Annotated in this window: 17 protein-coding genes and 1 pseudogene; 13 read left to right on the top strand and 5 right to left on the bottom strand. The window is 44.8% G+C overall.

The features are described from left to right. The first annotated feature begins 39 nt into the window (after nt 1-39). The 3 genes from ACQP6D_RS08150 to fba all read left to right on the top strand — a co-directional run bounded on the left by ACQP6D_RS08150 (nt 40) and on the right by fba (nt 3,727). Nucleotides 40-1,608, top strand: coding sequence for an ABC transporter permease (locus ACQP6D_RS08150; protein ID WP_427857903.1), 1,569 nt, complete (start codon nt 40-42; stop codon nt 1,606-1,608). Beyond that, the gene (locus ACQP6D_RS08145) at nt 1,602-2,567 is read left to right on the top strand and encodes an ABC transporter ATP-binding protein (protein ID WP_427857902.1); all 966 of its coding nucleotides are present in this window, start codon (nt 1,602-1,604) and stop codon (nt 2,565-2,567) included. The genes ACQP6D_RS08150 and ACQP6D_RS08145 overlap by 7 nt, the downstream gene beginning before the upstream one ends. Nucleotides 2,568-2,662: 95 nt before the next feature. After that, the gene (gene fba, locus ACQP6D_RS08140) at nt 2,663-3,727 is read left to right on the top strand and encodes a class II fructose-bisphosphate aldolase (protein WP_369608584.1); all 1,065 of its coding nucleotides are present in this window, start codon (nt 2,663-2,665) and stop codon (nt 3,725-3,727) included. A 98-nt stretch (nt 3,728-3,825) separates the two neighbouring features. Here the strand turns inward: fba and hpaC are convergent, their stop codons facing one another. From hpaC to ffh, 5 genes are all read right to left on the bottom strand, one after another. Next, nucleotides 3,826-4,356, bottom strand: a complete 531-nt coding sequence (gene hpaC, locus ACQP6D_RS08135) for a 4-hydroxyphenylacetate 3-monooxygenase, reductase component (RefSeq protein WP_367419016.1) — start codon at nt 4,354-4,356, stop codon at nt 3,826-3,828. Nucleotides 4,357-4,360: 4 nt separating this feature from the next. Further along, on the bottom strand, nt 4,361-4,810 hold the full coding sequence (gene hpaR / locus ACQP6D_RS08130) for a homoprotocatechuate degradation operon regulator HpaR (protein WP_100140701.1): 450 nt from the start codon (nt 4,808-4,810) through the stop codon (nt 4,361-4,363). Between the two features lie 320 nt (nt 4,811-5,130). Beyond that, nucleotides 5,131-7,977: a valine--tRNA ligase gene (locus tag ACQP6D_RS08125; protein ID WP_427857901.1), complete on the bottom strand. Its 2,847-nt coding sequence runs from the start codon at nt 7,975-7,977 to the stop codon at nt 5,131-5,133. 950 nt (nt 7,978-8,927) lie between these two features. Then, nucleotides 8,928-9,092 (bottom strand): SEC-C metal-binding domain-containing protein, encoded by a 165-nt coding sequence (locus ACQP6D_RS08120; protein WP_100140699.1) that lies wholly within the window; start codon nt 9,090-9,092, stop codon nt 8,928-8,930. A gap of 155 nt (nt 9,093-9,247) precedes the next feature. Next, nucleotides 9,248-10,606, bottom strand: coding sequence for a signal recognition particle protein (gene ffh / locus ACQP6D_RS08115; protein WP_427857900.1), 1,359 nt, complete (start codon nt 10,604-10,606; stop codon nt 9,248-9,250). Between the two features lie 224 nt (nt 10,607-10,830). Between ffh and ACQP6D_RS08110 the strand changes: the two genes are divergently transcribed. The 10 genes and pseudogenes from ACQP6D_RS08110 to ACQP6D_RS08065 form a co-directional block, all read left to right on the top strand. Further along, nucleotides 10,831-11,631 carry a cytochrome C assembly family protein gene (locus ACQP6D_RS08110; RefSeq protein ID WP_100140783.1) on the top strand — a complete coding sequence of 267 codons (801 nt, stop codon included), beginning with the start codon at nt 10,831-10,833 and terminating at the stop codon, nt 11,629-11,631. A 51-nt stretch (nt 11,632-11,682) separates the two neighbouring features. Beyond that, on the top strand, nt 11,683-13,068 hold the full coding sequence (locus ACQP6D_RS08105; RefSeq protein ID WP_427857899.1) for an MFS transporter: 1,386 nt from the start codon (nt 11,683-11,685) through the stop codon (nt 13,066-13,068). A 78-nt stretch (nt 13,069-13,146) separates the two neighbouring features. Continuing rightward, on the top strand, nt 13,147-14,139 hold the full coding sequence (locus ACQP6D_RS08100; RefSeq protein WP_267391601.1) for a nucleoside hydrolase: 993 nt from the start codon (nt 13,147-13,149) through the stop codon (nt 14,137-14,139). A 242-nt stretch (nt 14,140-14,381) separates the two neighbouring features. Further along, nucleotides 14,382-15,221: a MurR/RpiR family transcriptional regulator gene (locus tag ACQP6D_RS08095; protein ID WP_100140695.1), complete on the top strand. Its 840-nt coding sequence runs from the start codon at nt 14,382-14,384 to the stop codon at nt 15,219-15,221. 203 nt (nt 15,222-15,424) lie between these two features. After that, entirely contained in the window at nt 15,425-15,886 is a 462-nt protein-coding gene (locus ACQP6D_RS08090; RefSeq protein WP_267391604.1) for a hypothetical protein, read from the top strand. A gap of 99 nt (nt 15,887-15,985) precedes the next feature. Continuing rightward, entirely contained in the window at nt 15,986-16,645 is a 660-nt protein-coding gene (locus tag ACQP6D_RS08085) for a YiiX/YebB-like N1pC/P60 family cysteine hydrolase (protein ID WP_367430095.1), read from the top strand. 759 nt (nt 16,646-17,404) lie between these two features. Next, nucleotides 17,405-18,112: an AzlC family ABC transporter permease gene (locus ACQP6D_RS08080; RefSeq protein ID WP_267403818.1), complete on the top strand. Its 708-nt coding sequence runs from the start codon at nt 17,405-17,407 to the stop codon at nt 18,110-18,112. Next, nucleotides 18,105-18,407 carry an AzlD family protein gene (locus tag ACQP6D_RS08075; protein ID WP_100140690.1) on the top strand — a complete coding sequence of 101 codons (303 nt, stop codon included), beginning with the start codon at nt 18,105-18,107 and terminating at the stop codon, nt 18,405-18,407. Before ACQP6D_RS08080 ends, ACQP6D_RS08075 begins: the two co-directional genes overlap by 8 nt. Before the next feature lie 363 nt (nt 18,408-18,770). Beyond that, entirely contained in the window at nt 18,771-19,370 is a 600-nt protein-coding gene (locus ACQP6D_RS08070) for a nitroreductase family protein (RefSeq protein ID WP_427857898.1), read from the top strand. 608 nt (nt 19,371-19,978) lie between these two features. Next, nucleotides 19,979-20,325: pseudogene (locus ACQP6D_RS08065) on the top strand (hypothetical protein); the annotation flags it as partial.

The following is a 20,325-nucleotide window of genomic DNA, read 5'->3' as shown; positions in this document are numbered from 1 at the left end:
TTTGGTAAGCGTTAAGGTAAAGGTAATAAAACAGTGCATATGAAGCTGAACAGCCTGAAAGTCGGCGCCGGCAGAGTGGGAGGAAAGCTGCCGTACTTGCTGTTATTGCTGCCGCTGGGGTTTTTGCTGGCTGTAGTAGTGTTACCTCTGGGGGCGATGCTGCAACAAACTAATGCAACCAGTTTCCACATGGTGTGGCAGGACGAATATATGCGCCGTCTGCTCGGGTGGACAACTTTGCAGGCTGCCGGCAGTAGTTTGCTGACTTTGCTATTGGGCGTGCCGGTGGCATGGGCGATTACGCGGTGGCAGTTTGCTGGCCGCAATCTGGTACTGCGGTTGGTCATGCTTCCGTTTGTAATGCCAACACTGGTGGCCGGTGTAGGAATTTTGGCGCTATTTGGGTCACAAGGTTTGCTTTGGCGTGGCTGGGAGGGTACGCCTTGGTTATTGTTGTACGGCAATGTGTTTTTTAATTTACCAGTAATGGTGCGTGCAGTCTATCAAGGCTTGTGTCAAGTGCCGGCATCGCGTCTTTATGCAGCGCAAACGCTTGGTAGCAGTGTGTGGCAGCGCTTTATTCAAGTGGAGTTGCCGCAGTTGCTGCCATGGCTAGCTGGCGGTATGTGCATGGTGTTTTTATATTGTTTTTCGGGTTTTGGTCTAGCCTTATTGCTAGGCGGCGAGCATTACATTACGCTGGAAGTACAGATTTATCAGCTGATTGCCTATGAGCTGGATATGGCGCAGGCCGGTGTGCTGGTACTGTGGGTGCTGGCCAGTACGTTTGTATCGGGTATGGTGTATGCGCTAGTAAGCCGATTGAGCACCCAGGCCAATATGGTACGAATGCTGCCACCACGGATACCAGTCAGATGGCAGAAATGGGCACTGTTACTGGCTTTGTTGCTACTGCTAGGTTGCTGTGTACTGCCGCTTATGGCTGTTGGCTGGCGTGCCGTACTTGCTGGCAGCTCTTGGTTAGTGCTGCTGGATGGTAGTACATGGCAGGCACTGCTTAATACGGTACGATTTACTGTAATGGCCATGCTACTGGCACTGCTGCTGGGCATGACACATGCGGCGCTGGCTCATCGCTGGACATGGGTACGCAGTCTGACTTTTTTACCGTTCATGGTCTCACCTGTATGTGTGTCGTTCGGGCTGTTGTTATGCTATCCGGAATGGACGGCTTCGCTGACCATGTTGATATGTACATATGCATTGCTTGCCTATCCGTTTATTACCAAAGATGTACTGTCCGCATGGGACAGCTTACCACTCAGTTATATACAGGCTGCGCGTACGTTGGGTGCCAGTAGCTGGCAGGTGATGCTGTATGTGATTTTGCCTTTGTTACGGCCGGCCTTGCAGCGGGGGCTGGCACTGGCGGCAGCAACCTGTGTGGGTGAATTCGCAGCCACACTTTTTCTATCACGGCCAGAATGGCAGACCCTAACTACCCTGATTTACCATTATCTAAGTACGGCCGGTCGGGATAATTATGACAGAGCAATGGTGCTGACCTTGCTGCTGATGTTGCTGGCTATGCTTTTTTTTGGGTTGCTAGAATGGAGTAAGAGCAAAAAGGAACAACACTTATGCTGAGTTGGCAGCAGGTTAACAAACAATTTGGCCGCAAAGTAGTGGCTGCTGATTTAAGCCTGCACGTAGCTGATGGTGAGCTGGTGGCGGTACTTGGTGAGAGCGGCAGTGGTAAATCAACGTTGCTGAATATGGCAGCCGGTCTGGTGCAGCCGGATAGCGGACAAATCCTGATTGATGAAGCGGATATTACGTTTTTGCCGGCAGAGCAGCGCCGTATCGGGCTCATGTTTCAGGACTACGCTTTATTACCGCATCTGAATGTGTGGCAGAACGTGGCTTTTGGTTTGCGCATGCATGGGGTCAGCAAGGCACAGGCAAAGCAGCAGGCGCAAGAGTTTCTGGCTGAAGTGGGTTTGGCTGACATGGCAATGCAGTCAGTTGAGTTGTTGTCTGGAGGGGAGCAGCAACGAGTAGCACTCATACGGTCACTGATTTTGCAACCGCGGGCTTTGCTGCTGGATGAGCCTTTTTCTGCACTGGATACAACCTTGCGAGGTAGTTTGCAGCAATTAACCTTACGCCTATTGCGCCAGCAGCAATGTCCGGCTGTACTGGTCACTCACAGCCCGCAGGAAGCATTTGCGCTGGCCGACCGTATCTGCCTGTTGCGGCAAGGACGCTGGGTGCAGGAAGGCAATGCAGCAACACTGCTAGCGCGACCAACAGATGCATGGGCAGCACGTCTGTTGGGCTGTGATAATGTGACAGACCATTTCTATATTCCGCAGCAGGCTTTGTGTTATGACCTTGAAAACGGTGTGCAGGTACAGGTAACTGACGTTTGTCTGACCGCCAGAGCTTACGATGTACAATTGCTGCATCCGCAATATGGATTATTACGCTGGTGGTTACCGCTGCATCGGACGGTAAATCGGGGAGACCAACTACCTTTAACTGTGCTACAAGATCAAATCGTTTTTTTCACTGACTCTTTCTTTCAGACCGCATGCACACGCTGACACAACTCTGCATGTGATGCCTACAAACCAAGCGCAAGGTGGTATAATTGCGCCGAATTTTTACCCATTATTGCCAAGTACACACGGAGAACCTCATGGCTTTAGTTTCTATGCGCCAACTGCTCGACCATGCTGCTGAAAACAGTTATGGCTTGCCGGCGTTTAATGTCAATAATCTTGAACAAATGCGTGCGATTATGGAAGCGGCCGATGAAGTTAACGCTCCGGTGATTGTGCAGGCCAGCGCCGGTGCGCGTAAATATGCCGGTGCACCATTTTTGCGCCATCTGATTTTGGCAGCTATAGAAGAATTTCCGCATATTCCGGTAGTGATGCATCAGGATCATGGCGCTTCTCCGGAAGTGTGCCAGCGTTCTATTCAGCTGGGATTTTCATCTGTAATGATGGATGGTTCTTTGTTGAGCGATGCTAAAACACCTTCTACTTATGAATACAATGTAGATGTGACGCGTAAAACTGTATATATGGCGCATGCGTGCGGGGTATCGGTTGAGGGGGAAATCGGTTGTCTGGGTAATCTGGAAACCGGAGATGCCGGTGAAGAAGATGGGGTCGGCGCCGCCGGCAAGCTCAGCCATGAACAGATGCTTACCAGTGTGGATGAAGCGGCACGTTTTGTCCAGGATACCGGTGTGGATGCACTGGCAATTGCCATCGGTACCAGCCACGGCGCTTATAAATTTACCCGCAAACCGACAGGCGATGTTTTGCGTATCGATCGTATCCGTGAAATCCACGAACGCCTGCCCAATACCCATCTGGTGATGCATGGTTCCAGCTCCGTGCCACAGGAATGGTTGCAGGTGATTAATGAGTATGGCGGCAAGATTCCGGAAACGTATGGCGTGCCGGTGGAAGAAATTGTAGAAGGAATCAAGTACGGTGTGCGCAAGGTCAATATTGACACCGATTTGCGTTTGGCCAGCACCGGTGCCATTCGCCGTTTTCTGGCTACTCATCCGGCAGAATTTGACCCGCGCAAATACTTCACCGAAACCATTAAAGCAATGAAACAGGTGTGTATTGATCGTTATGTAGCGTTTGGTGCTGCTGGCCACGCTGGACAGATTAAACCGGTGTCACTGGAAAAAATGGCTAACCGTTATGCCGCTGGTGAGCTAGTACAGATTGTAAAATAAGTTTATCCGCTAGTGAAAACGGACTGTTCCGATAAGGGGCAGTCCGTTATTGTTTATCAGACGCGCTCTTTAATGCAGCAAAAGTGTGAAATATCTGCTTAGACGCAGCCTGCCTCACATACCGGTACAGCAGTGTGCGTAAACTGACGCTGAAAATACAGCAAACCCTGATTGTCCTGTTCATTAACATTAATGTACTCAATGGCCACATAAAATACACTGTGACTGCCCATATCATGGCTGTCAATAATACGGCCATGCAGATGAGCCAGTGCCCCCACCAATTGTGGCTGGGTTGTATGCTGGTGATTCTGCCAATCGTGTTGCAAAAACCGCTCATGAGCCGGAATTGAGGTCATACCTGCAAAATGTTCCGCCACATCTTGCTGAGAGGCCGCCAGAACATTTACGCATAATTGTCCGTTGGCGCGCAAAATCGGTTGGATACGAGCATTGCGATTGATGCAGAGTAATAGTGTTGGGGGAGAGTCGGTTACCGAAGCGACTGCGGTGAGGGTAATACCATAGCGTCCGGCTTCCCCTTCTGTGGTGATGACATGCACTGCTGCGGCAACTTTCGACATGGCTTCGCGATAAAGTAAAGCCATGGCTGAAGGTGATTGGTTCATGTTGTCAGGGTTCTTTTTCTTCTTTATCAACAGCGATATTAGTAAATTCTTTCAGCAGGGTACCCAGTTGCTGTAGTTTTTCCTGAGTAAAACGCTGCTCCAACACTTTATAACGGGCATCTACCGCTACACAGAAATCTTCATATAATTTCTCGCCTACTGGCGTTAGCTTCAGAAACACCCTGCGCTGGTCGTTAGACGGTTTCAGGCGTACTACATAATTAAGCCTTTCCAGTCGTGTCAGGATACCGGTGAGGCTGGGGCGCAGAATGCATGCCTGTCTAGCCAGCTCCTGAAAGTCCATAATACCATTTTCTGCCAGTAAGCGGATAATACGCCATTGCTGATCTGTAATTCCGATATCGTTCAGCATGGGGCGGAAATGGGAAAGTAATGCTTCACGAGTCTGAATCAAAATGATGTTGAGGGATGAGTATTTAGATGTGTTTGCCATCTGTTTGCTCCAATCTTTCAGTATATCTAGTTCATATGGCGTATGAATAATGAACCAAGGTATAAGACATTGTTCAGGAATTTTACAGAAGATTATTATAAAATTGAATAATTATGTGTAAATCAAATACAAAATAAAGACATTGTAGTTGTTTAATGGATTGTTTAATAATTAAATATTCTGATTTTGAAATTATGCACTATTCACAACAGCTATGAAGAAGCCACCAGATTTACAGTATAAGCACATTGTGGCGGATACCCATTTATGCTAATTATGCTGCCGGACTGGTGGCTATCGTGAGAATATAAATAATTTAATTAACGATATTTTTGCAATTGTAAGTGGATTTTGGCCATTCTGTCCTGTAATTGCGCCAGCTCACTGCGGTCTTTTTCAACCAGATGTGCCGGTGCCTTATCGGTATAGCCGGGTTTGGACAATTTGGCGGCTATCTTGTCGATGTTTTTCTGAAGTTTTTCAGCTTCTTTTTGCAGGCGTGCTGTTTCAGCTGCTTTATCGACTTCCACTTTCAGCATGAGGCGTGCGCCCTGACACACTGCTACGGGAGCATCGTTACTTTCTGGCAGATGTGACACCTGTGTGGCTTCACTCAGACGTGCCATCAGTGGCAAATAGGGCAGTAACGTGCTTAAATCAGCAGCACTTTCAAGTAACAGTGGCACTTTCACACTCATCGCCAGCCCCATTTCGCCGCGTAGATTGCGAACGGAATTAACCAGTTCCTGCAAATAATGCATCTGGTCTACAGCTTCGCTGTTAATCAAGCTACCGTCAGGTTGTGGCCAATCTGCCAGCATAATGCTGTCGGTGTTTTTAGCATTAGCTAATGGTGCGATGGTTTGCCATAGCTCTTCTGTAATAAACGGCATAATCGGATGCAATAAGCGCAATACTGTTTCCAGTACCCGTACCAGTGTGCGTCGTGTAGCACGCTGTTGTGCTTCGTCACCGCGCTGCAGCTGGGTTTTAGCTAGCTCCACGTACCAGTCGCAGTATTCATTCCAGATAAATTCATATAAAGTTTGTGCCGCCATGTCGAAGCGATATGTATCTAATTCTTCGCTAACGGCAGAAATGGTTTGTTGCAAACGAGTCAGCAGCCATTTATCCACAAAACTGTAGCTTAACGGCAGACTTTCATCCTGTCCGCAGTCGTGGTTTTCAATATTCATTAGCACAAAGCGGCTGGCATTCCACAATTTATTGCAGAAATTGCGATAGCCTTCAGCGCGTTTGAAATCAAAGTTGATACTGCGGCCAAGACTAGCATAGCTTGCCATAGTAAAGCGCAATGCGTCGGCACCAAATACCGGTATGCCGTCAGGAAACAGCTTTTGAGTCGCTTTAATGACCTGAGGTGCTTTTTCCGGCCGGCGTAAACCAGTGGTGCGTTTCACGAGCAGGTTTTCCAAATCGATACCATCAATCAAATCCACCGGATCAATGACATTACCTTCGGATTTGGACATTTTCTTGCCTTCATTGTCGCGCACGATACCGTGAATATACACATCGTGAAACGGCACTTTACCGGTAAAGTGAGTAGTCATCATAATCATGCGTGCTACCCAGAAGAAAATGATTTCATAGCCGGTTACCAGCACCTGAGAGGGCAGGAACGCCTTTAATTCAGGTGTGTCTTCCGGCCAGCCCAGCGTAGAGAAAGGCACCAGTGCCGAAGAAAACCATGTATCCAGCACATCTTCATCACGTGTTAATACCGCATCCGTACCGGCCTGTGCCTGTGCTTCGGCAGCATTGCGTGCCACATACACGCGGCCATTCTGGTCATACCATGCCGGTATCTGATGTCCCCACCATAGTTGGCGTGAGATACACCAATCCTGAATGTTATTCATCCATTGGTTATAGGTGTTGACCCAGTTTTCTGGGATAAAGCGTATTTGTCCGCTTTCCACTGCATGAATACATTTTTCGGTTAAGGATTTGCCTTTAAATTCCGATTCTGGTTCTGGATGCGCTACATCGTTGTTGGCGCTACGCGTCATGGCCACGAACCATTGGTTGGTCAGCATCGGTTCAATCACACTGCCGGTACGGTCACCCTTAGGCGTCATCAGTTTGTGTTCTTCAACCTTAAGAAGTAGACCTTCTGCTTCCAAGTCGGCCACCATTTGTTTGCGCGCAGCAAAGCGGTCTAGGCCAGCATATTGCGACGGCAGATTGATGCCAGCCTGTGCCTGCCCTTGAAAATCAAATACTTCTGCTTGTGACAGAATTTTCGCGTCCAGACTGAGGACATTAATCAGTGCCGTATGATGGCGTTTACCTACTTCATAGTCATTGAAGTCGTGTGCTGGTGTGATTTTCACACAGCCGGTACCAAATTCTTTATCCACATATTCATCGGCAATCACTGGAATAGTACGGCCGGATAAAGGCAATATCAGTTGTTTCCCGATAAAGCCAGCATAGCGTTCATCGTCAGGATGGACGGCTACTGCTACATCACCGAGCAAAGTTTCTGGGCGGGTAGTGGCCACAATCAAGCCATTATCTGGATCATCAGCCAGCGGATAACGGATGTGCCACATATGGCCGTTTTCTTCGATATTTTCCACTTCCAAATCAGATACCGCAGTACCCAATACTGGATCCCAGTTTACCAGCCGTTTACCACGGTAAATCAGCCCTTGCTCAAACAGCCGTACAAATACTTCGGTCACGACTTTTGCTCGCTCATCATCCATGGTGAAATATTCACGGCTCCAGTCTACTGAACATCCTACACGTCGCATTTGTTCGGCCATGGTACCACCGGAAAATTTTTTCCAGTCCCATATTTTGGCGATAAATGCTTCTCGACCCAACTCATGACGGGAAATATTTTCCATAGCCAGCTGTCGTTCCACCACTATTTGTGTTGCAATACCAGCATGGTCTGAGCCAGGAATCCAGCACACATTTTCACCTTTCATGCGGTGATAACGGGTGAGTCCGTCCATAATGGTCTGGTTGAATGCATGTCCCATATGCAGCGTACCAGTTACGTTCGGCGGGGGGAGCTGAATAGAGAACGATGGTTTGCTTAAATCCATTGACGGGGCAAAATAGCCGCGTTCTTCCCATTGCTGATACAAGCGGGTTTCAATTTCACTGGGAGAATATTGGGTGTTTAACATGGTTAATGAGTAGCAAAAAATCAAAAAATAAGAGTCTGATTATAACCCATGCGTAGAAGCATGGTTTAAGACGATGCACTTTTATCAGATTGTGAACAGAAACAATTAGCTTCTAAATTTTAATAGAATAATATTTAGCCATATGCTTCGTTACTTCGATAAGCTTTTCTAACCAGGACAGTATGCCTTACAAGCCTATGCGCTGAATACAGGCTGGCCAGCACAATTAGAGCAGCAAGCAAAAAAGGTATTTTAGTGTCAAAATATTTATCTGATGCTGACATCAGATAAAATATTAACACAGCCTCAATAAGTTGTTTTTTATGGCATATGTGCCAGCATTAAGCCGACGTAGCTGGGAAGGAAATTAAGTTTGTGGTTAAAAATAAATTTTGTTGAACATTGTACCGGAAAAGGGGACATATTTTGGCTGAGAAGAGGTAGGAGCATATATCTGTGCATGTAGTTTATAGTATGTCGTGATTGTGGGCTCGTTGCTTTCTGGTACTGTTGATAACATGTTATTTCTATTTTTTTTGTCATTCTAGAGATAGTGGCAGAACTAAGTTGAAACCATGTTTATAGTTGTTTTAGTTTAAGAATGGTACAAGCAGTAATTAAATTAATTTCATTAATGTCTAAAGTATTACAGCTTAAGGTGTGAACATAAGGAGTAATATTTTGCTAATGTATTAATTGGCTTGTGAAGTAGCCATAGTGCAAATGGCTTAGAATAGATAAATTAAAATCTGGAAATAGCTAAAAACAAAAATTTATGTCTGAATCTAAGTATAAATAATTCCCCCTGAATAATAGTGATTTACAGGCTTATTCAGGGGAAAGTTTTTAAAGGGTGATTAAATAATGTGTCCGTTTATCTGAGGATAATCAACGGTAATAATCATGTCTGTTACTGCCATCGAAAGCAGCCTGATTTCAGGCAACATTTCCTAAAAGCTGCGGCCAGAACCGCACGGGCAACGGTCATTGCGCCCGAGCTTTTCATGCAGAACTTTATCGCCATGCACAATCCGCACCAGACCACGCTTTACACTGGTTTCAGACGGGTAGCCTTTGCGGCGTTTGCTGGTTGGCTCAAAAAAAGCCTTTATCATTAATTTTACGCATCATTGTACTCCTTATTTTATATTGAAGTAATCAAGACAAATTTAATTGCCATAATCATTTTAGACTAAATGCATAATAATGTGCAGTGTCAGATAAAAAAACTGCCTGAATTAAAATTCAGGCAGTGCGTTAGGAGGAGAAATTATTGCGGCATAATACCTTTCATGCCTTTAGCTAGGCGCATTAGCTTGCCCATGCCGCCTTTGGTAAATGATTTCATCATTTTCTGCGATTGTTCAAACTGGCGAAGCATTTTATTCACTTCCTGCACACTGACACCGGAGCCATTGGCAATACGGCGTTTGCGGCTGGCCTTAATCAACTGAGGGTTGGAGCGCTCTTTGGCCGTCATCGAATTAATAATGGCCTCCACCCGACCCATGGCTTTTTCAGCGGTGCCTTCTGGAACCTGCTTGGCCATTTGTCCCATGTCACCTGGCAGTTTGGACATAATCGATTCAATACCACCCATTTTGCGCATCTGCTGAATCTGTGCTTTAAAGTCATTCAGGTCAAAACCTTTGCCTTTGTGCAGCTTTTTTGCCATCTGCTGCGCGGTTTTTTCATCAATGCCTTTCTGCACGTCTTCAATCAAAGACAGTACATCACCCATCCCCAGAATGCGCGAGGCTAGACGGTCAGGATAGAATGGTTCAAGACCATTGATTTTTTCGCCTACACCGATAAATTTAATCGGCTTACCGGTTACATGGCGTACCGACAGCGCCGCACCGCCACGGGCATCACCGTCCATTTTGGTTAACACTACACCAGTCAGGGGTAGGGTATCATTAAATGCCTGTGCCGTATTTACCGCGTCCTGACCCTGCATGGCATCAACCACAAACAAAGTTTCCACCGGATGAATTGCGGCATGAATCTGTTGGATTTCATCCATCAGTTTCTGGTCGATAGCCAGCCGGCCGGCGGTATCCACCATCAGCACATCATAAAAATGCTTTTTAGCGTGATCCAATGCATTTAAGGCTATGTTTACTGGTTGTTCACCTTCGTGTGACGGAAAAAAGTCCACTTCAACCTGCTGAGCCAGTAATTTTAATTGCTCAATCGCAGCCGGCCGGTACACGTCTGCAGAAACTACCAGCACTTTTTTCTTCTGGTCATTTTTCAGCAAGCGTGCCAGCTTGCCGACAGTGGTGGTTTTACCAGCCCCCTGTAAACCGGCCATCAGAATCACTGCCGGAGGCACTGCTGCCAGATTCAGACTACTGTTCTGCGTGCCCATCAGCTCGGTGAGCGCATCATTTACCACTCCGATAAATGCTTGTCCGGGTGTCAGGCTGCCAATGACTTCTTGGCCCACTGCACGTTCTTTTACTGAAGCCATAAATGTTTTTACAACTGGCAGGGCAACATCGGCTTCTAATAATGCCATGCGTACTTCACGCAAAGCATCTTTGATATTGTCTTCACTCAAACGCGCTTGTCCGCGCAGGGTTTTCGCAATTTTACTAAAGCGATCTGATAGATTATCTAACATCGGAACCATCTCCGGCTAATTGTAAGCAGCCTGTATCTGTCGGGTGAAAATTGCCTGTTTCTGGTCAATTCACACAGTAAATGGGTAGGATAAGAAGCAATTTGGTTATAAAATGGCAACCTGTTGTGATGCCTGCCCAGTTTCTGAGCAGGCATCACAATAAATAAATGCCTATTTTACACTACGCGCGCCAAATTTTGGCGCGCTATTGCTGCGGAAAAATCATGAGCTTATTGCTGCTGGTGCTTATTTTTGCCTATGCCGCACTTTCGGTGCTGGCCTGGCGGTGTTGGCAACGTCATACTGCTGTGCCCTATCCGTTGCGAGGTGAGCAGCTCCTGTTGCTGTCAGTATTGCTGCTGCATACTTTTACAGTATGGCAGCCAATGTTGCAGCAACGGGTACTGTTGGTGGGATTTGGTCACGCACTCAATCTGATTACCTGGTTAATGGTGCTGCTGTATTGGGTGGGTAGTTTTCGCTATCGTTTACAGGGATTGCAGCTGGCGCTGTTTCCTTGTTCGGCAGCGGTGCTGCTGTTGGCCTGGCTTCTGCCTGGTCAGCCTACCGCTTATCCCATGCATAATAGCGCATTCATGATACATGTTTTGTCAGCATTGTTGGCGTATGCCCTATTTGGCATCACCACATTGCTGGCGGTGCTGATGCTGGTGCGTAACCATTATCTGCATCGACGCAAAACAGTACCTCAGCAATCTTTTCTGCCGCCATTGCTGTCCATTGAGAAATTAATGTTTCAGGGTCTGCAAGCAGGATTTGTGCTGCTGACTATTGCGGCAGTTAGTGGCACGGTGTTTTCCGAGGCCGTGTTTGGCGAGCCGGCACGCTTAACCCATAAAACGGTGTTTGGTGTGCTGTCGTGGCTAATCTATTTGGTTATCCTGCTCCGACACCATACACAGGCTTGGCGCGGAAAAAAAGTGGCATGGTGGGTCATTGTGTCATTTGTCAGCCTAATGCTGGCTTATTTTGGCAGCAAGTTTGTGCTGGAAATTTTGTTTTAGTCTTTTTGTTTTAACTAGTAACACCCTGATTTGTAACCATAGGATATTTGAATGAGTGACTTACAATCGTCAGTTGACAGCCATAAGAAGAGCGCAGCTGAACAACGTTTAGCCACACCTGAAGGACGACGGGAATTTATTAAGGCAACACTTTCCTGCTGGCTTGGTACCACCATGGAATATGTGGATTTTGCTTTATACGGCCTCGCCGCAGGCCTAGTATTTGGAGATGTGTTTTTTCCAGAATTAACCCAGACAATTGCTTTGCTTTCAAGTTTTGCCACTTATTCAGTAGGCTTTATTGCACGCCCAATTGGTGCCGTTTTCTTCGGGCGCATGGGTGACCGCAAAGGAAGAAAATTTGTACTGGTCACCACCATCGCTCTGATGGGCATTTCCACCACTCTGATTGGTTTTATTCCCAGCTATGCCACTATCGGCCTATGGGCACCTCTGATGCTGGTGATATTGCGTTTTGTGCAAGGCTTTGGCGCCGGTGCCGAGCTTTCTGGTGCTACAGTTATGCTCGGAGAATATGCTCCACCCAGACACCGCGGCCTGATTGCCTCTATTATTGGCATTGGTTCCAACAGTGGCACATTGGTGGCGTCTGCGGTATGGTTATTGGTGTTAATGCTTGATCCAGAAGATGTGAATAGCTGGGGCTGGCGTATTCCGTTTATTCTCAGTGCTCTGATTGCGGTTGCTGCCACACTTATCCGCCGCCATGTACGCGAAACACCCGTATTTGAGCAGGAACAGAACGAATCAAAACAATCTGATTCACAAACTACTAATGCCAAACAGGCACCAGCTGCCAAAACTTCATTCCTGGCACGTAATAAAGCATTTTTTGTGATGCTAGGCTTGAGAATCGGCGAAAATGGCCCATCTTACCTCGCGCAAGGATTCGTAATCGGCTATGTAGTTAAAATACTGCATGTGAATAAAACTGTGGCTACCACTGCGGTATTTGTCGCCTCATTGTTAGGATTCTTTGTGATTCCTTTTGCTGGTTGGTTGTCTGACCGCTACGGACGCCGTATCGTTTATCGCTGGTTCTGCTTTCTGCTGATGCTGTATGCCGTGCCAGCTTATATGTTTTTGGAAACGCGGGACCCTTTTATCGTAGCTAGCATTATTGTTGTGGGTATGTGTCTGGCTTCATTGGGTATTTTTGGTGTGCAGGCAGCCTATGGCGTAGAATTGTTTGGCGTGCGCAACCGCTATTCCAAAATGGCATTGGCCAAAGAATTGGGTGGCATTCTATCTGGCGGTACCGCAGCCTTAGTTGCTTCAGCCTTGTTTGATCATTATAAAACTTGGTGGCCTATTGCCATATACTTTGTTTTAATGGCTGGTATTGGCTTTATCACTACATTCTTCGCTCCTGAAACTCGTGGTCGCGATCTGAATGCAGTGGAAGACGCCATTTAGAGCTTATACAATCAGATTGAAACATCTATAACGGAGTCAGCTACTGACTCCGTTGCAATTGAGGCATAGGTAATCCTTATGAAGCGCATCGTGATTGACTGTGATCCGGGTAATGGCATTGCAGGTGCAAATGTAGATGATGGTTTGGCATTGGCACTGGCACTGGCTGCAGACTCAATCAAACTCGAACTCATTACCATCGTAGCCGGTAATACTCCGCGCGACACCGGCTATCAGGTCGCTCGCCAACTGATGCAGGAACTAAATCAGAGTATTCCTGTCGTTAAAGGTGCCGCACAGGCACTGATAGAGCCTGCTGCTCCTTGGCGCGAACAGCTGGATAATAACGTACGCAAACAAGGTCTGCTGTCACTGTGGGATAGTTTACCTCCGGTACTGCCACTCAATGATAACAGTGCACCGCATGCAGCACAGGCGATTGGCGAGCTTGTGTGCAGCAATCCTGGCGAAATTACTGTGGTGGCAATCGGTCCGTTAACCAATATCGCTCACACAATTCAGCTTTATCCCGATTTCGCCCGTTCTGTGGCCGAAATTGTTATTATGGGTGGTGTTTTTAAAGTAGAAGGCTATTTGAAAGATACCAATTTTGCCGTTGATCCTGAAGCCGCCAAAATTGTGATTGAAAGTGGGGCCAATATCACCCTGGCACCACTGGATGCCACCACACAGACTATGCTCACACATCAGGATCTGGATAGGCTAGAAAAATTTGCTAATCCGCTTACTGACTTTATCGTCCGCACCTCACGTCCGTGGATGGACTATTCCATTCAAACTCGCCATCTGGCTGGTTGCTGGATTCACGACGTATTATGCGTTGCTAAACTGATAGACAGTAATGTTGCTACCTCGTCACCTTATATTGTAGATGTATCCACCACCCGCGACTGTACCCGTGCCAGCAGCCGGCGCTGGAAAGAAGGCACACTGCGACTCACTGTAGGCATGCCTGAAGTGAAACATAGTCCAATCAATGTAATGGAACACGTCGATAACCAGCGTCTACTGGAGATAATTTTCAACGCATTGGGTCAGTTCCGCTGCTGAAAAGCAAAGACAAGCCATACCAGTAGCTTAAAATTTTCATAAAGTCATTAATCACAATAAATCGGTTCTAATTAACCTGCCGTTGCCAGAACGCTAAATTGCAGTACAGATATTGCAATTGTTTAAGCGTATCGTTAGGATAAACGCGTAATACAAGAGAAATCAGCAGGTATTTATTGTGAACGTAATCATTACACATTATTCTTTTCCTGTTTTGTTGCGACACAAAACAGGAGAGTAGTATGTTAACCAAAATCAGCCAGAAGCTGCCCGAGTTATCAGCGGCTGAAAAACGCGTAGCCGAATGCGTACTGGCACAAACCAAATGGTTTGTGCATGCAGCCGTGGCTAATATTGCTAAAGAAGCACGTGTCAGCCAGCCTACCGTCATCCGTTTTTGCCGCAGCATGGGTTACAGCGGTCTACCCGAATTCAAGCTTAATCTCTCTGCTAGCATTGGCCACGAAGGCATGCCTTATGTGCATGAAGAACTCAACAGCACTGATTCCATGCAGGATGTGCTGAACAAGGTTATTGCCAATACGGCTGCTACTGTGCTCGGTAGCCGCAAATCTCTGAACGCTTCCGAACTGGATACCGCTGTCAGAATGATGGCTACAGCACGGCGCATCGAATTTTATGGCGCTGGCAATTCCGGTATCGTGGCTATGGATGCACAGCACAAACTGTTTCGCTTTGGACTTTCCACCGTGGCGTATACCGACAGTCACGTACAACTGATGGCAGCAGCTGTATTGTCACCGCAGGATGTGCTGGTGGTGATTTCCCATTCCGGTTCTTCACGTGATTTATTAGACGCCATTAAAATTGCCAAAGGCAATGGTGCCCGAATTATCGGCCTTACCCGTGCCGGTTCACCGGTAGCGCAGGTCTGCGACTGCGTTATTAGCGTGGTTACTCCTGAAGACAGTGAAAAATACACTCCCATGATTTCACGCTTGTTGCAGCTAATGGTTATCGACATGCTTACCATCGGGCTGGCATTACATCTGGGTGAGAACGTTAGTGAAATGCTGGCCAAAACCAAAGCCGGCGTTAAGCTGAAATTTCTGCAACACTGATGACAATAGTGGCATAAGTACCCGTCTGATTTATCTGAAGCATTACAACAATTAACCGTATTGAAGCAGCTTCAGGTATGATTCAACCTCAAAATCTTTGGTAATCCTGCTATTCAAACCGAAACTAAACTGGCTGCACGATACAGCCACTTGGATTATAGCCGGATTAAAAACTTAAATTGGTCGCCATGGAATAAGCGCAAGTGAGTAATAAAACCCGACAAATCAAACGTCAAGCCGAACAACAATCTGCCAAAAAAAACACTACTGCAACAGCCGCTGAGCAAAAACGAGGTTCTGCTGTACTGGTAGGCATAGTAGGTGCCTGTCTGCTGGCTGGTGGTCTTTATATTGGGGGCTGGTTTAATCTGGTAACACCAGCACAAATTCAGCGGTGCGAAACTGAAGTGAGACAAACTTATCCACAGTTAGCTGACCAGCAGGCTTTGCTGCCCAAATGTAATAACCGCCATATGATTGAAGGTATGAGTAGTCCGGCTAGCCAGAAACTGAGTGCCAAACAAGTATTAGACAGTCTGGATGTAGGCAAAACTGTTGATCTGGTTTCTATGTTTATCGGAGGTGCGCTGATTGGAGCCGCCATCGCCGCCTTTGCTGCCAGCTACCGCATTTTTCAGCGCAAGCGTGGCAAAAGCGTGGACTGACACAGCTTAATTTATTTCAACCCAGCATGTAAATTCTTACTGGGCTAAATAAATACTGTATCATTAACCATTATTTACCAATTATTCTAAAATGCAGACATGAGTAAAAAACTTATCCGAACATGGTTTACCGCTGTTGTTTTCCTGTTGTTCAGCCTGAATGCCTATGCACAGAAACCTTTTCATCTGCAAAACGGCGACCTGATATTTATAGAAGAATGTGATGGCGGTATGAATAGCGCCATCAAAGCGGCTACAAGTGGGCTTGATGGCTATAACTTTACCCATGTTGGCATCGTCTGGCAGAAAAAAAATGGTCAGAATAGCATCATTGAGGCCACTCCGCCTAAAGTCAGAATTACCCCAGTGCAAACCTATTTGCATCCGAAAAACCAACAATGTACACCACGTGCAGTGGTTGGCAGATTAAAAGCCCAATATCAGCCTCTGATCCCTTCTGCCATTACTTTTGCCAAACAGAAAGTGGGCAAACCGTACGATAATGCCTTTAATATTCACAACGACCAATATTACTGCTCCGAATTAATCTATCAGATTTTCAAAGAAGCCAATCATGGTAAAGAAGTATTTCCATTGCGCGCCATGACCTTCAAATCTAAGGAGACCGGCGAATTTCCAGTTTACTGGGTAGAACATTTCAAAAAAATGGGCATTCCTATTCCTGAAGGAGAACAAGGAAACAATCCCGGAGATATGTCTCGTTCAGATTTAATTGATATTGTGCATTTTTATCAGTAATTAACGTATAAAACAGGACTTCTTTATTCTGCCTATCTGGCAAATTGGATAAAAAGTCCTGATATAAAATCAGCTATTTATATTGTAATCATTAACTCACTGTATTCTATTTAGTCCGTTTAAATAAAACACAGCTCTTGCTTTTAAAAAATCCAGTAGAGAAAAAATGTAATCTCTCTAATCAATCTAAGAGAGATTTGTTTTCCAATTGCTGAAAATAATTATTAATTTATATGATATTGTCTCGGATTTTCCGATATCAGATAATCGATAAAGTGGAAATAAATTCTGCAACAGTCTCTTAGGCTAAACAATGGCAAAAACTTGCCAAATAGAAGCTATGGATATTAGTTTTGAATGAAGGCAAATCGAAAGTAAAACATAGCTTACTATCAGCATCATTACTGACTTGGTGCTAAATATTTTATTTTTGACCCGAATAATAAATATAGGTAATTAGTCGTTTAAAAAATCAATTAAAATTTTTCGCCGCATGAGCAAGAAGCTTGGGCTAACCTGATACCTGTTTTACTGGCATGGCAACGCTGTTGAGTCTCAAGCATTTTAAGCTATTTTTTTATTATTTCACTGTTGAATATACTTAGATTATTATTGAATAAGCTTACATTTCTCAATTATAATGTTGCTTTCATTATTATCTGTAAAGATATGCTATTTACTGTTCTGAAATCGGTTTTTGGCGTGAATAAAAATATATTCTGTCTCTAATTTATTGTGTTAAATCGGAATTTTTGATAAGTGTCTACAGCTAGCGTACCCTCACCAGTACAGGAAATCAAAAGGGGGCTTATTACCGCTCTGCCTCTTATGCTCAGCTTTATTCCATTCGCAATGGTATTGGGTGCACAGGCTATCCAAAAGGGCATGAGTACAGGCGAAATATCACTGCTTACTGCTCTGAACTTTGCTGGTGGTTCTGAATTCGTTGCCGTAAATTTATGGACATCCCCGCCGCATATGCTCCTCATTGCTCTGATGACTTTACTCGTCAATAGCCGTCATATTCTTATGAGTGCAGCACTTACCCCTTACCTAAGCGCATTGAGTAAACGTAAAGTACTTGCCTCCCTCTTTTTTATGTGTGATGAAAGCTGGGCACTGACTTTTACCGATATTAGAAAATCTCCAGCGCAGACATTCAGTTATTACTTTTTTCTTGGTAGTGGCGTTGGCCTCTATCTGTCCTGGGTGGGTTTCACTACCTTAGGTGCTCTGATAGGACCGCTTATTGGAGATGTCTCCCATTATGGTTTTGATATGGCCTTTGTTGCCGTCTTTCTGGTTTTAATCAAGGGCATGTGGAAAGGGATTAAAGCTGCTATCCCATGGGTAGTAAGTTTGTTAGTAGCGATCGTTACTTACAATTTGCTGCCAGGTGCTTGGTATGTATTGCTGGGTACACTGGCAGGTCTGGCACTGGCATTTATTATGGCGGCGTATGATTGATTTATCGGCTTTATGTACCATTTTGGCCATGGCGGCAGTAACGTACATTACAAGAATAAGTGGCTATCTATTACTCCGTAGACGAAAACTGAGTCCCCGTCTCACTCGCGTACTGGAATCCATTCCTGGCTGTGTACTGATCGCGGTGATTGCACCGGCTTTTGCTACAACTCAGCCAGCCAATCTATTAGCAGTAATCATCACCCTACTGCTGGCGTGGCGATTTTCTCTATTGCCCACCGTTATTTTAAGTGTCGGCATTACTGCTGTATTGCGCCATTTACTGCTTTATTAAATCAGACTGTTTCATCCGATAATCGCCCTATATTGGATGAAATTATATTTCTATAAATAAAAAATAATGTAAAAACAATTTGTTTGTTCATATCATTCAGTTGCCCCAATCAGAATAAATAAATCAATTCCTGATAAGAAATGCTGAGTAACCAGCACTTAAACACACTGTTTTTCAGGCAAATTAAAATTGTTTTTAGTTGTTAATTATTGTTTTACAAATAATAAAATTATTTTTAACCATCATTTAAATTAAACTTGTATTCGCCGCAAGGGGTGGGAATACTGTTTTTTTTCCGTTAACATGGTAATAGATGTTGTTTCGCAATTCATAATTTAATTACAGAATGATAAAGGAACTAAAATGAGCAATGCATTGATTGAAGCCATTGAAAAACGTCGTACCCAATATGCACTTGGCAAGAATATTACTCAGGAGCAGGAAGAAATCACAGCATTGGTAGAACAAGCTGTAAAGCTGTCACCATCTGCTTTTAATTCACAAAGTTCACGCGTTGTGGTTCTATTTAATCAGCAAAGTGAAAAGTTTTGGCATATCGTTATGAATGAGTTGCGTGCCATCGTACCTGCCGACAAATTTGCGCCTACCGAAGCCAAAATCAACGGCTTTGCCGCAGGTATTGGTACCATATTGTTTTACGAAGATCTGCAAACCATTGCCGGCCTGCAACAGCAATATCCGAGTTATGCTGAGCAGTTTCCGATTTGGTCAGAGCAGGGAAGCGGTATAGCTCAGTTTGCGGTATGGACAGCATTGGCCAATGCCGGAATCGGAGCCAGCCTGCAACATTATAACCCGTTGCCAGATGCAGCTGCCGCCAAAGAATGGCAAATACCCGATAGTTGGAAACTACGCGCAATGATGCCTTTCGGTTCCAATGAAGCACCTTTCCCTGAGAAAACCTTTATAGACGATACCGAACGCTTCAAAGTTTTTTATTAAATGAAATGCTAAATATTTGCCGTGAATGAGAAGAAAAATTATCCGGCCGGATTGGTTATCAATCCGGCTTTCTTTTAATAAGTGACAGAGATGCAATATCTTATTTAATTATTCAGAAAAATAGCTTAACTTTCTCAAAAAATGCGATAAGCAGCAAAATATGTGTAAATTATCTTAGAATATTGATTCTAAACAAAAATATTATTGTCTACTAATTAAAAACCTTTAACTTATATTGGTATTTATATTATTTAAATAGAAATACCAAATAAATACATAAAATAGCAATTTATCATTAATAAGTATTGATAATCGCAATAAAATGCTAATATAGAGTTTATTAATTTTCAAATTATACTGATTTAGGAATATATTCAATATCAGTAATTCGATTTTAGATTTATATTAAAATCAAATAGATATATCATAATAATGATATTTTTTGTACTTAAATTTCTTAAAATATAAACACTATTTTTCTTGATATGATGTTCCATTTCATTATCTGATAATAATCAACTCAGTTGTAATTATCGTAATCTAACTTTAAAATTAACTAACTTTAACATTCAATAAGCATTAAATGAAATGCGTTTAAAAAAATTGTCATGCTGGTATGGCTGCTGAGCAATGGAATGGCAACTGCTTACGCCTCTCCGGTATCAGAAGTAGCTTCCCAGCTGGACCGTCAGCAGCAACAGCAAATCATTCGCGAACAGCAGCGTCAGCAGCAGTTTCAGCAGCAAATGCAGCCCGAAGTAAATATTCGTCTACAGCCACAAGAAGAAAACCCAACACAGACAGACAAACTGATAACCAACGAAACCCCGTGTTTTGCCATCAACAGCATCACCCTGACAGGAGAAGAAGCCAGACGCTTCCAGTTTGCCCTAAAAAAAGCGCAGCGCCAGAGTCAGTTTACCGCAGGCATGTGCCTAGGCAGCAAAGCCATCAA

Origin of the sequence: Snodgrassella sp. CS2 (genome assembly GCF_050310315.1) — a bacterium.
In the GTDB taxonomy this organism is placed as follows: Bacteria; Pseudomonadota; Gammaproteobacteria; order Burkholderiales; family Neisseriaceae; genus Snodgrassella; species Snodgrassella alvi_E.
This window is presented reverse-complemented; position numbering and strand designations above follow the sequence as displayed.